The organism is Marinovum sp. E3 (genome assembly GCF_055755275.1).
Window position 1 is genome coordinate 2187128 of sequence record NZ_CM146908.1, and the last position, 14638, is coordinate 2201765.

Consider the following 14638-nt stretch of genomic DNA (forward strand, 5'->3'; position numbering starts at 1 on the left):
TCAATCCCTCCTCACATCGAATACATCCAGAAGCGCCGACATGGCGCGGTCGGCCATCACCTCAGACCCGTTCAGCGCCGCGCCCGCATCCGACAGCAGGAACACGGCCAACGCACCGATCTCGTCCACCGTGGTGACGGTGCCTTCGGGGTTGTAACGCCGGAACTGCGCCGCCAGGGTCGGGTCTTGCATCGCCGCATCGACGATCTCGGTGCGCACCAGCGCCGGGCAGATCGCATTGACGCGCACGCCCTGCGGACCCAGCGACCAGGCCATGGCGCGGGTCATCGCGGCAATGGCGGCCTTGGTGGCGGCATAGGCCTCGTGCCCGGGGTTGGTGGCGCGGGCGTGGACCGAAGACAGGTTGACGATCGCCCCGCCCCCGGCCCCGGTCATGATCCGCCCCGCCGCCTGGCAGCCGACCAGCACCGAACGCTGGTTGACCGTCCAGAGCGTTTCCATCTGCGCGCGGGTCATGTCGAGGAATGGCACCTTGATGGTGACACCGGCGTTGTTGACCATGCCGTCGAGCCGGCCTTCACGGGAATGGGCCTCGGAAATCGCAGCCTCGAACCCGTCGAGGTCGGTGACATCGACCTGCATGAAACGCGCGCCGAATGCCTCCAGCCTGTCCCGGCCCGCGACATTTACATCGAAACCGGTCACCTCGGCCCCGGCCGCCCGGCAGGCGCGGGCAATGCCCAGGCCGATGCCCGCCCCCGCGCCGGTGACGATGATGTGCTTGCCGTCGAGGTTCATTTCACCGCTCCCGCCGTGGCCCCGGCCATGATCTTGCGTTGGAACAGGGCAAACATGATCAGCAGCGGCAGCGAGCCGAGAACTGCGGCCGGAAACAGCTTGGTCGGGTCTATCCCGGTGTTGCCGACGAACTTGTAGACCGCGATCATCACCGTCAGCTTGTCCTTGTCGGTCAGCAGCAGCAGCGGATAGATGAAATCGTTCCACACCATGATCATCACGAAAAGCGACAGGGTGGCCGTCACCGGCGCCAGCAAGGGCCGGATCACGTGCCAGAAGATCTGCCAGTTATTGCAATTGTCGAGCCGCGCGGCCTCTTCCAGCTCGATCGGAATGGCGGCGATGAAGCTGGTGTAGAAGAATACCGCCAGCGGCAGTTTCAGCGCGGCAAAGGCCAGCACGATGCCGAGATAGCTGTCGAGAAGCCCGAGATCGCGGAAGATCACGTAGATCGGGGTAATGGTGACGAAATTCGGCGTCGCCAGCCCCAGCGCCATGACCATGACGATCACGCGGCCGATGCGGTTTTCCAGGCGTGCCAGCGGATAGGCGGCCATAGCGCCGGCAAAGACCACCACGACGATCACCGAAAGCGTGATGCCCAGGGAGTTCAGCACCGACCGAAGATAGCCCATCGAGCTGAGCGCCGCCATGTAATTGCCCCAGTAAAGGCTGTCAGGCAGGCCCAGCGGATCCTGCGCGATCTCGGTCGAGGTCTTGAAGGACATCATCAACATGTAGACCAGCGGCAGCAGCATGAGACCGACAAGGGCCAGCACGATACCATGCACGAGGATGGATTTCGCCCGGCGCCGGATTTGGTCCCAGTCCGCACCATGGTTTGCGCGCGGGGCGCTGTGTACATCGGTCATGCTCATTGCGCGTGCTCCCGATCCCGCAGGATCTTGTTCTGAAGGAAGGCCACCGCCAGCACGATCACCAGCATGACGATCGACAGCGCGCTGGCAAAACCGAATTTGTACTGGCCAAAGAGGTTGTCGATGATGTCGATGGACAACAGCCGGGTGGCGCCATCCGGCCCGCCCTTGGTCAGGATGAACGGCAGTTCGAAGGTCTTGAGCGTGCCGATGGTTGTCAGCATCACCGAGACGGTGATCGACGGCCCCAGCAGCGGCAGCTCGAGATAGCGAAAGCGCTGCCATGAGGATGCGCCCTCGAGCCGCCCGGCTTCGTTTATCTCTTCGGGAATGCCGGCAAAGCCCGCCAGAAAGATGGCACAGGTGAAGCCGGTGAACATCCAGACCTGGGTGAAGGCCACGGAATAGAGCGCCAGCGCCGGATCGCCCAGCCAGTTTTGCTCCCAGCCGCCAAGCCCCAGATCACGCAGCGCCACGTTGATGCCGCCGTTCAGGGGCGAATAGAGAAACTGCCAGACATACCCCACCACGACAAAAGACATCATGGCCGGGGTATAAAGCGCGGCGCGGCTGAAATTGCGGATCAGCGGCAACCGGTGCAGCATGGCGGCAAAGAACAGCCCCGTCACAGTCAGCGCCGAGACCACGATCACCGTATACCACAGCGTCAGCCATATTTCGCGGATGTAGCGGTCACGGCTGAAGATGCGCTCGTAGTTGCGCCAGCCCACCTCCTTGGCCTCGCCGATGCCCTTGAAGTTGGTCAGGCTCATGTCGAAGGTCAGAATGATCGGGTGGACAAAGAACAGCCCGATCACCAGCAGCGCCGGTATGGTGAAAAGGTAAAGTGAGTGTCGCGCCCGCATGGCCCCCTCCTGCACTGTTGATGGTGGTGGCGGCCCGGCATGGTTGCGCCGGGCCATCGATGGGTCAGAGGTTGTCTTCGACCACGTCATCCCAACGCTGCAACGTGTCCTCGTTGGGCTTGTCGATGTTCAGCAGGAAGCCGGTGATGCTGTCTTCCCACTCCGATTGCAGCGGCTTGGGAAAGGCCAGCGTCGAGAACGGCCAGAGGATCAGGCTGCCTGCGGCCCGGGCGGCGGTATAGGGGGCTGCCAGGTCCGGCATCGTGTCGCGGCCGCCAACATAGGGGCTGTAGGCGCCCTCGGCCTCGAGGAACACGCGCAGATTTTCCTCTTCGGCGAAGAAATCGATCCAGGCACGCGCGGCCTCGGGATGCTCGGCGTCGCGCGGGATGGCCCAGCCCGGCCCCACCAGATCGAGCGCCAGGCCGTGATCGGAAAAGGCCGACGGCATCGGCGCGAACTGATAATTTAGCCCTTCGACATCGGAGAAGTTGCCGATGTTCCATGCGCCCTGCGGCAGGATCGCCACATTGCCGGCCCGAAACTCCTGCGGCGCGGTGGCCCAGGGGTCCAGCCCGGCCTGAAGCGCTGGGTCGAAACACTCGGCGGCCACAAGATCGCGCACCGAATCCAGCGAGGCATTGAAATTGGCGTCCTCCACGAACATCCGCGTGCCCGTGCCGTATTCCGCTGGCGAGATGCCCTTGGGATCGATGCCGTTTGCGCCGACAAACAGCATGGCGGGAAAGCCGCCGGCAAAGATCATCGGCGCGATCCCCTCTTCCGCCAGCGTCCGGCAGGCGGCTTTCAGCGCCTGGAGGGTGACCGGCGCGGTCTCGATCCCCACCTTGGCCAAGAGGTCCATGTTGACGAAATTGCCCATGCCGATGACTTCCAGCGGATAGACAAGGATCTGCCCGTCGCTTGTCATCACCTCGCGCACCACTGGCACCATGCGGTCATACCAGGGGCTGTCGGTGCCCAGATTGGTCAGAAATCCCGCCCCGCCCCAGAGATCGACCAGCGCGCTGTCGACCATCGTCACATCCGGCGGATTGCCGCCTTGCAGACGCGGCGGGATCACCTTGTCCACATCCTTGCGCGCCACATAAGTCAGCTCGACCTCGATATCGGGGTGCGCGGCCTCGAATTTCTCGATCAGCCCGGGCAGCCCCGCGGGCTCGGCCTCATTGCCCTTCCAGGCAACCACATCAAGCACGGTCTGCGCCTGCGCCGCGCCGATCAGACCAGCGGTCAGGGTTGCCGCAATGCCAAAAGTACGAATCATTTCTGAAGCTCCTCTCTCTTCTGACATTTCGTACATTATATTTTTGGAATTGTACATCTTTCATAATATGTTTAACCTGAACTCACGGCAAAGCCTGCCCAGGCCCGATGCCAAGACCGACGCAAGGAGCCCTGTCATGACGCGAAAACCCAATGTCATCCTGATCTCGACCGATCAGCAGCGTGGCGATTGCATCGGCGCGGAGGGGCGCGGCGTCCGCACCCCCAACCTTGACCGGATCGGCCGGGCCGGGGTGCGGTTTTCCAGATGCATCACCCCGCATCCCATGTGTCAGGCGGCGCGGGCATCGATTCTGACCGGCAAGCTACCCTACAGCCACGGCGTGCGTGACAATGGCCGCGACCTGGACGAGGCGCTGGCCGCGGCGGGCCTCGGCGGCACCTTTGGCAAGGCCGGATATGCCACGCATTTCATCGGCAAGGCGCATCTCTCCAGCCAGCAGACCTTTGCGCCCACCGGCCGACCCGAATGTTACAAGAGCGCCGGCGATTTCGCCCCCGACTGGCGGGGCAGCTACATGGGATTTGAAGATGTGCAACTGATGCTGCGGCCGCATCACCACACCCAATGGTACGCGCCGCCCGAAGCGCTGCATTACGAATACTGGCTCGATCTGCACGGCGGCGGCCAGAGGCGCTGGGACCGGGCCAAGGACCGGCTGACGCCGGACACCGCGCATTTTCAGGCCTGGCGCTCGGCGCTGGAGGCGCCCTGGCATTCCTCGCCCTGGATCGGCGACCGCGCGATCGAGATGATCGACAACAAGGATGACAGGCCGTTGATGGCCTGGGTGTCCTTTCCCGATCCGCACCCGCCCTTTCTGGCGCCGCAACCCTGGTGCGACAGCTACACGCCCGAAGAGGTGACGATTGCCCGGCATCCCGAACTCGACCTGGAGAACCGCCCCTGGTGGCACCGCGCCTTTGTCGAGGACCGCGCCAGGCCGATCAAGCAAGGCGCCGAGCACAATGCCGGCGGCATCGACTGGGGGCAGAAAGGCGAGCTGACCGACGCCGCCCTGCGCGACATCACCCGCATCTATTTCGGCATGATCTCTGCCGTCGACCATGAAGTCGGGCGCATTCTGCATGCGCTGGAGACCGCCGGCGAGCTGGACAATACCTATGTCATCTTCATCAGCGATCACGGTGAATGGCTGGGCGATCACGGGCTGCTGCTGAAGGGGCCGATGCTCTATGACGGGTTGCTGCGGGTGCCCTGCCTGATCCGCGGCCCCGGCATCCCCGGGGGCCGGGTCATCGAAGATCCGGTCGGCACCGTGGATGTCCTTGCGACGGCGGCCGATCTTGCCGGGCTGCCCGCCCCGGAGGGCCATGGCCGCTCGTGGCGCGGGCTCTGGACCGGCCACGAGAGCCGCGACTTCGCCCTGTCGGAATACGAGGTCGACAGCCAGCGCTCGGCCGTGGACATGGATTTGGTGACCGTCCGCAGCGCCCGCTGCCGCATGTCGATGGACCTGCGCACCGGGTCCGGCGAGCTCTACGACCTGCACGACGACCCCGACGAGATGGTCAATCGCTTCGACGACCCCGCCTATGCCGCAATCCGGCGCGAGCATACCGACATGATCCGATCCCGGCCCGACGACAGGATCCCCGCCGCGCCGCGCGTCGGCTGGCACTGACGCCGCCAAAGGCCGGCGCGGTCAGCCCTTGCGGATCCGGTAGCGTTTCATCTTGCGATAGAGGGTCGGACGCGAGATGCCCAGCACCTGGGCGACCTTGGACAGATTGCCGTTCTCCGAAAGGATCGTCCGCCGGATGGCGCTCGCCTCGATGCTTTCCAGATCGCCGGAGTGGCCGCCGAGGATATGTTCGAGCGAATCCTCGGCGCCGCCTTCGAAATCGTCGAGGATCTCCGGCGGCAGGTCGCGCTCGGTCACCAGGCTGTCGGTCTTGATCAGGTAAAAACGCTGCACCGCGTTGCGCAGCTCGCGCACGTTGCCGGGCCATTGATAGCGCCTCAGCAGTTCCCGCACCTTGTCGGTAAAAGTCAGCGGCGCCTGGCCGGTCTCTTCGGCGTAATGCTGCGAGAAATGCTCCAGCAGCGCGATCACGTCATCGCCGCGTTCACGCAGCGGCGGCACTTCGATGGTCATCACGCCAAGGCGATAGAACAGGTCGCGGCGGAAATTGCCTTTCTCGATCTCCTGTCGCAGATCGCGGTTTGTCATCGCCACCAGCCGCACGTCGACCGGCCGGCGCTGGCTGTCGCCGATGCGATAGATCGCCCGCTGTTCCAGCGCCCGCAAAAGATAGGGTTGTAACTCGATTGGCATGTCGCCGATCTCATCGAGGCAGAGCACACCGCCATTGGCCAGCTCGAACTTGCCGGTGCGCCCGCCCTGCGCCGCACCGGTAAAGGCACCCTCGGCATAGCCGAACAGCTCCGCCCCGATCAGATCGCTGGAGATCGCGGCGCAGTTGACCGGCACATATGGCGCCTTGTCATCGGGCAGACGGCTGTGGATCAGCCGCGCGAAGAGCTCTTTGCCGACGCCGGTCTCGCCATGGATCAGCACCGAGACATTGGCCAGCGCCGCCCGTTCGGCCAGGCCCATGGCATCAACCATCTTGGGCGAGGTTCCGACGATCTGGATCTGCGCCTCGCTGACATTGGCGCGCGGCTTGATCTTGCAGGTCTCGCCCGCCTTGCGCCTAAGCGCGCTGCGATCCTTGAGAAACAGCGCCGCGCCACGAAACACGCCTTCGAGTTTGAGCCGCTCGATGCCCTCCGCCTCGACGTTCAGCGGCAGGAGCTTGGGAATGTCCTGATCCGACAGCCCCTCGAGCTTGGGCAACAGCTTGTGGCCCACCGAAAGCTCCTTGGCCTGGCGCAGCATGTCCTCTTCGAACCCGCGCCGGAACAGCACCCGGCCGGATTGATCGACCAGCACCACGCTTTCATGCGCGCGGCTGTAATCCGACACCAGGAAGGCCTCGAGCAGTTGCGTCCGCTCGACCTGTTTCTGCTCGGCCAGCGCAATCTCGATCTCGCGCGCGGCGGCCAACACCAGCGCCACATTATGCTGACGAAAGATCTGCGGCGGCCCCGAGAGGTCGACCACGCCGATGATCGTCTGGGTGAAGGGATCGAAGATCGGCGCCCCGGCGCAGGTCCAGGCCTGCACCCCTTCGGCGAAATGCTCGGTCGCATGCACATAGGCCGGTTTTCCGGTCTTGAGCGCGGTGCCGATGCCATTGGTTCCAATGGTCTTTTCACTCCAGTCGCCGCCCAGTTCCAGGTGGATCTCCTGGCCTTCGTCGAGCACATGAGCATCGCCGATGGCATCGATGATGACGCCCTGATCATCGGCCAGGATCAGGATTGTCCGGGCCTCCTTCAAATGCGGTTCCAGCCGTTTGAACGCCGCCGAGGCCGCCTTGCGCAGCGCGGTATTGCGCTCGCGCCTGAGGTGGATCTGTTGCTCATCATAGACCTTGCGCGACGCCAGGCTGGCGGCGTCGACACCGGAATCCCGGCTCCGGCGCCAGGAATCGAGGATCTCCTCGCGCACCTTCGGAGGCCGTTCATCGACCGAGGAGCCGGTGCTTACAAACCGTTCCCAGGCCTCGCGGGTGTCATATTCCGAATAGCTGGAACGGTCGGGCAATCCTTGCGGCCTCTTGCTTTTCGAGTCTGTCATCAGGGCCCCTTTGTCAGGCCTGGTTGCATGTCCTTCGGTCGGTTACGGATAACAAAGGCGCGGCGAATGGGTCATTCGTCGCGCGGCACAAGCACGTCTTCGAGGCGGTCCGCCAGGTCTCGGTCACTGAATGCATCGGTGATCTCGACCCCGTCGAGATGCGCCAGGGCGGCCTGCATCTCGGGGTCCAGCGGTGAAAAGAACCCGTTCTCGCTGCTGGCCAGCACAAAACGCTTCGAGAGGACGCTGCCGCGGATCTCGCCCAGCATCTGCATCTGGCGACCGGTCGATCTGTCGACCAGGACAACGCGGTTGTTCAGGCTCACCTTGACATAGGGCTCGGCCACATCGCTTGTCACCCGCGCCTTGAGGTCATGGATGATCAGCCCGTCGGGCTTGGGCGGCTCGCGGCGGCGCGCCTGATCGGCCTGCATCTTGCTGAAGCCGCCATTGCTGATCTGATCCGCCAGTTTGCGGATCGTGCCGGCATTCTGGGTCAGCAGACGCCGGGCCTTGACGTCTTCGAGACGCGGCCCCTCGCGTTTCGAGAAAATATCAACCACTGGTTTTCCTCCCGTGTTCATGTGTTAGCAGAAGGGCGCGCCCGATGCCAAAGCTTTAAGGTCGTAGGGCCATCGGCCCGCCCGGCCCTGCGATGCAGGGCGCCGCTCCTGCGGCGCGTGCCGGGGGCCATCTGCGCGGCCCCCGGCGGATGGGCTGCCCGGCAGAGACCTGCCGGAGCCTGCCTCAGTCGAGATCGAACCGGTCAGCGTTCATCACCTTGGTCCAGGCGGCGACAAAATCACTGACAAAGAGCCCGGCGTTGTCCCGCCCGGCATAGACCTCGGCCAGCGCCCGAAGCTGCGAATTCGAGCCGAACACCAGATCGACACGCGAGGCGCTCCATTTCTTCGCGCCGCTGGCGCGGTCGCAGCCGTCAAACACCCGTTCGGCACCGTCGATCGGCAGCCATTCGATATCCATGTCGAGAATATTGGCGAAGAAATCGGCGCTGAGCGTGCCGGGACGGTCGGTCAGCACGCCGGTAGCGGTGCCGCCATGGGTCGCGCCGATCACACGCAGCCCGCCGACCAACGCCGTCAACTCGGGCGCGCTCAGCCCAAGAAGCTGCGCCTTGTCGACCAGCAGCGCCTCGGCGGGCACGGTATAGGCCGCCTTTTCGAAGTTGCGGAACCCGTCGGCAATCGGCTCCATCGGCTCGAAAGAGGCGGCGTCGGTCTGATCCTCCCTGGCGTCGGTGCGGCCCGGGGTGAAGGCCACCTGCACCTCATGGCCGCCGGCCCTGGCCGCTGCCTCCACCCCGGCGTTGCCGGCCAGCACGATGACATCGGCCAGCGAGACCTTCTTGCCGCCAGAGGTGCCGCCGTTGAAATCGGCGGCAAGTCCCTCCAGCACGTCGAGCACCCGCGCCAGCCGCGCCGGATCATTGGCCGCCCAGTCCTTTTGCGGCGCCAGTCGAAGACGCGCGCCATTGGCACCGCCGCGCTTGTCCGATCCGCGATAGCTCGATGCCGAAGCCCAGGCGACCCAGACGCAATCGGCCACCGACAGGCCCGAGCCGAGGATCTCCGCCTTCAGCGCGGCCGCGTCCCTGGCGTCGATCAGCGGATGATCGACCGGCGGCACCGGGTCCTGCCAGATCAGCTCTTCCGCCGGCACCTCCTTGCCGAGATACCGGGCCCGGGGCCCCATGTCGCGGTGGGTCAGCTTGAACCAGGCGCGGGCGAAGGCCTCGGCAAATTCCTCGGGGTTCTCGTGAAACCGCCGCGAGATCGCGCCATAGGCCGGGTCCATGCGCATCGCCATGTCGGCGGTGGTCATCATCACCGGCACCCGGTCGCCCGAGCCATCGACCTGCGGCGCGTGGTCATCGTCGGTCAGCCCCCTGGCGTGCCAGATATGCGCCCCTGCCGGGCTTTTTGTCAGTTCCCAGTCATAGCCGAGCAGCAGGTCGAGATAGCCCATGTCCCATTGCGTCGGGTTGGCCGTCCAGGGCCCCTCGATGCCCGATGTGGTGGTGTCGACGCCCCGGCCGCTCTTGTGGCCGTTCTTCCAGCCGAACCCCATCTCCTGTACCGGGCAGCCCTCGGGCTCGGCGCCGACCAGTGCCGGATCGCCGGCGCCATGGGCCTTGCCGAAGGTGTGGCCGCCGGCGACCAGGGCGACGGTCTCTTCGTCATTCATCGCCATCCGGCCAAAGGTGTCGCGGATGTCACGCGCCGAGGCCAGCGGATCGGGCACGCCGTCGGGCCCCTCCGGGTTGACGTAGATCAGCCCCATCTGCACCGCGGCCAGCGGGTTTTCCAGCTCGCGCGCGCCGGAATAGCGGCTGTTGGGCCGGTCCGAAGTTGCCAGCCATTCCTCCTCGGCGCCCCAATAGACATCCTCTTCGGGGGCCCAGATATCGGCGCGGCCGCCGCCAAAGCCGAAGGTCCGACCGCCCATGCTCTCGATGGCGACATTGCCGGCCAGGATCATCAGGTCGGCCCAGGAGATCGCGTTGCCGTATTTCTCCTTGATCGGCCAGAGCAGTCGACGGGCCTTGTCGAGATTGCCGTTGTCGGGCCAGGAATTCAGAGGCGCAAAACGCTGGTTGCCGGTCGAGGCGCCGCCGCGCCCGTCGGCGGTGCGGTAGGTGCCGGCGCTGTGCCAGGCCATGCGGATGAAAAGCGGGCCGTAGTGGCCGTAATCCGCCGGCCACCACTGCTTGCTGTCGGTCATCAGCGCGGTCAGATCGGATTTCACCGCATCGAGATCGAGCGCCTTGAAAGCCGCGGCATAGTCAAAGCCCTCGGGCATCGGATCGGCCGCCGGCGGATGCTGGTGCAGCACCGACAGGTTGAGCTGGTTCGGCCACCAGTCGCGGTTGCTGCGCCCTGCCCGGTTCGTCGTGCCGTGCATCACTGGGCAACCGCCCGCCGGCCGCAAATCGTTTCCATCCATGGTCTTGTCCCTTGTTACGTATCTTGGAGTGCCCCGGCGGCCGGTGGGGCCGCCGGGCATCGGTCTGTCAGGTGGTTTGCCGGTGTCTCATTTGAAACGCCCGGCGCGTTGCAGGACCTCGATCTCGTAGCCATCGGGGTCCTTGACGAAGAAGAAGCGCGCCAGCCGCCGGCCCGCGTGCCGGAAATCGACCAGCTTGCGCGGGGCAAGCCCTTCTGCCGCAAAGCGCGCATGCTCGGCCGCCACATCCGCGACGCTGAACGCGAGATGGCCGTAACCCGTGCCCAGATCGTAAGCCTCCTCGGTGCCCTTGTTGACGGTCAGCTCGAGCTCGAACGGCGTTTCGTCGTTCGACAGATAGATCAGCGTGAAATCGTCGAACTCGATCCGGTCGGCCACCTCGAGGCCAAAGGCCGCGCGGTAGAAGGCCACGGAGCGATCCGCGTCACGCACGCGGATCATCGAATGAATGGCTTTGGCCATGTCGCACCTCGGCGGTTGAAGCGTTGGGCCCTGCGGCCGTGACGGAAGGCAAACGACCGCAGGGCGGAGCGCCCGAGAAGGCGCTTCGGGGAGCCGGGCGGGTGATCAGGGTACGATCACGCCCCGCCCGGTGAACTTGCGATCCTTGAAATCGGTGATCGCCTGGTTGATGTTGGCCAGCTTGTATTCGGTCTGGTGCATCCTGACCTTGCCGTCGGCGTTCATCTCCATCAGCTCGACCAGCTCGACGAAATCGCCGACGAGGCTGCCGCCGATCTTGATCTCATTGGCCACCAGTTCCAGCGTCGGCACCCGCACCTCGCCACCGTAGCCCACCATGATCAGCTCGCCACCCTGGCGCAGCAGCCGCCAGCAGAGGTTTTCGGTGCCATGCTCGCCGACGAAATCGATGGCCACATGCGCACCGCCGCCCGTCAAATCCTTGACCTCCTCAATCAGGTTCGGCCCGCCATCCAGCACGATGTCGGCGCCCAAATCGCGGGCCAGCGCCTGCGCCGCAGGCTCGCGGTCAACGGCGATGACCCGCGCGCCGCAGGTATGTTTCAGCACCTGAAGCGCGATATGCCCCAGCCCGCCGATGCCCAGCAGAAGCACGTAACCGCCGGGGTTGAGCAGCTTCGCGGCCTTCTTGGCGGCGCGATAGGCGGTAATGCCCGCATCCGCCATCGGCGCGACGCTCAGCGGCGTGATGCCGGTGTTCAGTTTGATGATAGAGCGTTCGTTGGTCTTGAAATACTCGGCAAAGCCGCCATCCAGCCCAAGGCCGGGGAACTTGCCGTGATCGCAGTACATGTCGTGGCCATAGCGGCATTCCAGGCAGATGCCGCAGGCATTGAACGGGTGACAGATCACCGCGTCGCCGGGTTTGACCGAGGTGACATTGCTGCCCACGTCTTCGACCCAGCCGGCGTTCTCATGGCCCATCACGTAAGGCAGAAGGTTGCCCTCGGTGTCCATGATGTCTTTCCAGACGCCCTCGATGATGTGCAGATCGGTGCGGCACAGACCCGCCGCGCCGACCTTGACGATCACCTCGTCGGCGGCTGCGATGGTGGGGGCCGCGACGTCCTCGATCTTCAACTCGACGTTCATCTCGGGGTCGTATTCGTAAAGTCTCGCTGCTTTCATGGTCCTTGTCCTTTCTTGGTGAGGGGCCGGAGCGTCCGGCCCCCCGGGTGTGAAACAGCGCTCAGGCGCGACCCAGAAGCTCGGCGCCGCCGCCGCGTGCCGGGCCTTCGGTCGGGTCGGCCTCGCCTTCCTCCAGATCACCGACGAGCGTCTCGGTGGTCAGGATCAGCGTCGCCACGGACGCGGCATTGACCAGCGCGCTGGCGGGCACGCGGGCGGGATCGATGATGCCCGCTTCGAACATGTTGCCGAAAACACCGGTTGCGGCGTTGTAGCCATGGCCCGCCGGACCCTCGGCCACCGCTTGGGCGATCGCCGCCACGTCGGCGCCTGCGTTGCGGGCGATGCGACGCACCGGTTCGGTCAGGATCGAGCGCACCAGTTGGATGCCCTTGGCCACGTCGCCCAAGGCGTCGAGGTTTTCGAGACAGTCGGAGATCTGCGCCAGCGCCGTCCCGCCGCCTGCAACCACGCCGTCCGCCGCCGCTGCCTGCACCGCGCAGAGCGCGTCCTCGATCAGTTGGATGGTCCGTTTCTGTTCGACCGGGGTGAAGCCGCCCGCATAGATGATCGCGCTGCCGCCGGTCAGCTTGGACAGACGCTCGCGCAGCTTGTCCTTCTCGATGTTCGGCGGGGCGGTGTCATGCTGGCGCTGCACCTGGTTGCGGCGCGCGGTGATCGCATCCGGATCGCCCTCGCCCCGCAGGACCGAGGTGCCCGAGGCATGGCTGCGCACCATCTCGGCGCCGCCCAGCTGGGCGCGGGTGACATTCTCGATCTTCTTGCCCAGGTCGCGGGCCAGAACCTCACCGCCGGTCAGGATTGCCAGGTCGTCCATCATCGCAGTGCGCCAGTGGCCATATTCCGGCGGATGCACGATCAGGTATTTCCCGGCGCCGCCCTGATCGAGCAGTTTGACCACCACGTCCGGCGCAATCTCTTCCGCCACGATCAGCAGAGGGCGGTTTTCGGCATCGGCAATCGAAATCGCGGTATCCAGCATTTCCGGCTTCAGGATCTTCTGGTCGGTCAACAGGATCAGCGGGTTGCGCAGCACCGCTTCCATGTTCTCGCGGTCGGTGACCATGTGATGCGAGATATAGCCGCGTTCGAACGACATGCCTTCGACCACTTCCATCGTGGTGTCGATGGTGACGCCGAAGTCGGCGGAAATCACGCCTTCGCGGCCTACCCGGCGAAAGGCCTCGGCCACCAGCGCGCCCAGCTTGGGATCGGTCGAGGACACCCGCGCCACGGCTTCGAGGTATTCGGGGTGATCGTCGCAATCGAGCGAGGAGGCATCGATCGCGTCGACCACCCGCGCCACCGCAAGGTCGATGCCCTTGCAGAGGTCCACCGGCTTGACGCCTTTGTCGGTCAGGTCCACGCCACGCTGGATCAGTGCATTGGCCAGCACGATGGCGGTGGTGGTGCCGTCGCCTGCCACGTCATTGGTCTGCATCGAAACCTCGCGCACCACCTGGGCGCCCATGTTCTCGAACCGGTCGTTCAGCTCGATCTCGCAGGCGATGCTGACCCCGTCGCGGGTGACCAGCGGCGTGCCGACCGGCCGGTCGACCATCGCGTTGAGCCCCTTGGGCCCGAGGGTGGGTTCCACCGCCGCCGCCAGCCGCGCGACACCGCGGGCCAGGCAGTTGCGGGCGGTCTTGCCGTGTACCATGAGTTTCGCCATATCTTCCTCCTTCGCCGCCGCGGATGCGGGGCGTCCTCCCTTGTTTTGTCGTGTGATGCCGGCCGCTTAGGTGGCCGTCACGCCCTCGTCGCGGGGCGGCACCCGCCCGGCGATGAAGTCGATCAGCTGCGGCCCGTCGGGCCCGATCTCGACTTCCTTGTAGCGCATCTTGGCAAGCCCCCGGCAAAGCGCGCCGTTGAACTCCATGTTGATCCGGGTGCTGCGCAGCTTGGTCAGATGCGCGCGCAGCTCATGCGGCGCGATCTCGTCACCGTCCCAAGTGGGAAAGGCCAGGTCCTGCGGCTCTGATGCCAGCCCCTGCGCCAGCAGCAGGTCGAGGTAGCGCGGCAATTGCCGCAGCTCCTCTTCACCGCTGAACGCCACCCGGCGCAGCGCGCCGAGCGTCATCGCGGTGATCTCTGCCGGTTCGTGGCCCAGCGCCTGAAGCCCCAAGAGCACCGTCTCCTGGCGCCGGTCGAAGGCCTTGGCGAGGAAGGTCTCGACCACCTCGTCCAGCCGCGCGCCGTCGCAGTACTCTGCGAAGATTTCGGTAAACGCGCGGCCGCTGTTGACGCCTTCGTTGACCTTGTCACCGAAGCAGTGATCGTTGAGCAGCACCTCGGCCTCGGCCACCCAGGGCAAGGCCATCACCTCGCGGCGGATGCCGAAGGCCATGAGAAAGGCGAAGTTCGGCGAGCACCAGTAGGTGGGAAGGCGAAACGCCACCCGCACCTTTCTGGCATCCGTCACCTCGACCGCTTCGACAAAGCCCATGTCGGTGATCGGTTCATCCAGCTCGGGGTCGGTCACGCCATCAAGACGCTCCCAGACCTCGAGCTCCAGTTCCTTTTTCAGATTGGCGACCAGCAT

Annotated in this window: 12 protein-coding genes; 1 reads left to right on the forward strand and 11 read right to left on the reverse strand. The window is 65.1% G+C overall.

The genetic code is table 11. From position 1 onward, the window contains the following. The 4 genes from AC0J5K_RS10715 to AC0J5K_RS10730 form a co-directional block, all read right to left on the reverse strand. Complete coding sequence (locus tag AC0J5K_RS10715) at positions 1–759, reverse strand: SDR family oxidoreductase (RefSeq protein WP_274562977.1); 759 nt, start codon at positions 757–759, stop codon at positions 1–3. Then, positions 756–1637: a carbohydrate ABC transporter permease gene (locus AC0J5K_RS10720; protein WP_274562975.1), complete on the reverse strand. Its 882-nt coding sequence runs from the start codon at positions 1635–1637 to the stop codon at positions 756–758. The genes AC0J5K_RS10715 and AC0J5K_RS10720 overlap by 4 nt, the downstream gene beginning before the upstream one ends. Continuing rightward, positions 1634–2503 carry a carbohydrate ABC transporter permease gene (locus tag AC0J5K_RS10725; protein ID WP_274562973.1) on the reverse strand — a complete coding sequence of 290 codons (870 nt, stop codon included), beginning with the start codon at positions 2501–2503 and terminating at the stop codon, positions 1634–1636. The genes AC0J5K_RS10720 and AC0J5K_RS10725 overlap by 4 nt, the downstream gene beginning before the upstream one ends. 64 nt (positions 2504–2567) lie before the next feature. Continuing rightward, positions 2568–3791, reverse strand: coding sequence for an ABC transporter substrate-binding protein (locus tag AC0J5K_RS10730; protein ID WP_274562971.1), 1224 nt, complete (start codon positions 3789–3791; stop codon positions 2568–2570). A 136-nt stretch (positions 3792–3927) separates the two neighbouring features. On the opposite strand from AC0J5K_RS10730, the gene AC0J5K_RS10735 reads away from it, so the two are divergent. After that, positions 3928–5457, forward strand: a complete 1530-nt coding sequence (locus AC0J5K_RS10735; RefSeq protein ID WP_274562969.1) for a sulfatase family protein — start codon at positions 3928–3930, stop codon at positions 5455–5457. A 21-nt stretch (positions 5458–5478) separates the two neighbouring features. Here AC0J5K_RS10735 and AC0J5K_RS10740 read toward each other — a convergent pair whose 3' ends face one another. The 7 genes from AC0J5K_RS10740 to AC0J5K_RS10770 form a co-directional block, all read right to left on the reverse strand. Next, positions 5479–7479, reverse strand: a complete 2001-nt coding sequence (locus tag AC0J5K_RS10740; protein WP_274562967.1) for a sigma-54-dependent Fis family transcriptional regulator — start codon at positions 7477–7479, stop codon at positions 5479–5481. Between the two features lie 71 nt (positions 7480–7550). Continuing rightward, positions 7551–8042 carry a hypothetical protein gene (locus AC0J5K_RS10745; RefSeq protein WP_074835124.1) on the reverse strand — a complete coding sequence of 164 codons (492 nt, stop codon included), beginning with the start codon at positions 8040–8042 and terminating at the stop codon, positions 7551–7553. A 184-nt stretch (positions 8043–8226) separates the two neighbouring features. Further along, a complete protein-coding gene (katG, locus tag AC0J5K_RS10750; protein ID WP_274562965.1) occupies positions 8227–10443 on the reverse strand; it encodes a catalase/peroxidase HPI in 2217 nt (738 codons plus the stop codon). 87 nt (positions 10444–10530) lie between these two features. Next, the gene (locus AC0J5K_RS10755; protein ID WP_048530937.1) at positions 10531–10926 is read right to left on the reverse strand and encodes a VOC family protein; all 396 of its coding nucleotides are present in this window, start codon (positions 10924–10926) and stop codon (positions 10531–10533) included. A gap of 105 nt (positions 10927–11031) precedes the next feature. After that, complete coding sequence (locus tag AC0J5K_RS10760) at positions 11032–12075, reverse strand: NAD(P)-dependent alcohol dehydrogenase (protein WP_274562962.1); 1044 nt, start codon at positions 12073–12075, stop codon at positions 11032–11034. Between the two features lie 61 nt (positions 12076–12136). After that, complete coding sequence (gene groEL, locus AC0J5K_RS10765) at positions 12137–13768, reverse strand: chaperonin GroEL (protein WP_274562961.1); 1632 nt, start codon at positions 13766–13768, stop codon at positions 12137–12139. A 66-nt stretch (positions 13769–13834) separates the two neighbouring features. Beyond that, positions 13835–14638 (reverse strand): iron-sulfur cluster assembly protein, encoded by an 804-nt coding sequence (locus AC0J5K_RS10770; RefSeq protein ID WP_274562960.1) that lies wholly within the window; start codon positions 14636–14638, stop codon positions 13835–13837.

What these genes read in the sequence shown, in the direction of transcription:
- AC0J5K_RS10740 (WP_274562967.1), bottom strand. Translation starts at nt 7,479, where the DNA reads ATGACAGACTCGAAAAGCAAGAGGCCGCAAGGATTGCCCGACCGTTCC.
- groEL (WP_274562961.1), bottom strand. Translation starts at nt 13,768, where the DNA reads ATGGCGAAACTCATGGTACACGGCAAGACCGCCCGCAACTGCCTGGCC.
- AC0J5K_RS10720 (WP_274562975.1), bottom strand. Translation starts at nt 1,637, where the DNA reads ATGAGCATGACCGATGTACACAGCGCCCCGCGCGCAAACCATGGTGCG.
- AC0J5K_RS10770 (WP_274562960.1), bottom strand. Translation starts at nt 14,638, where the DNA reads ATGCTGGTCGCCAATCTGAAAAAGGAACTGGAGCTCGAGGTCTGGGAG.
- AC0J5K_RS10730 (WP_274562971.1), bottom strand. Translation starts at nt 3,791, where the DNA reads ATGATTCGTACTTTTGGCATTGCGGCAACCCTGACCGCTGGTCTGATC.
- AC0J5K_RS10725 (WP_274562973.1), bottom strand. Translation starts at nt 2,503, where the DNA reads ATGCGGGCGCGACACTCACTTTACCTTTTCACCATACCGGCGCTGCTG.
- AC0J5K_RS10715 (WP_274562977.1), bottom strand. Translation starts at nt 759, where the DNA reads ATGAACCTCGACGGCAAGCACATCATCGTCACCGGCGCGGGGGCGGGC.
- AC0J5K_RS10760 (WP_274562962.1), bottom strand. Translation starts at nt 12,075, where the DNA reads ATGAAAGCAGCGAGACTTTACGAATACGACCCCGAGATGAACGTCGAG.
- AC0J5K_RS10735 (WP_274562969.1), top strand. Translation starts at nt 3,928, where the DNA reads ATGACGCGAAAACCCAATGTCATCCTGATCTCGACCGATCAGCAGCGT.
- katG (WP_274562965.1), bottom strand. Translation starts at nt 10,443, where the DNA reads ATGGATGGAAACGATTTGCGGCCGGCGGGCGGTTGCCCAGTGATGCAC.
- AC0J5K_RS10755 (WP_048530937.1), bottom strand. Translation starts at nt 10,926, where the DNA reads ATGGCCAAAGCCATTCATTCGATGATCCGCGTGCGTGACGCGGATCGC.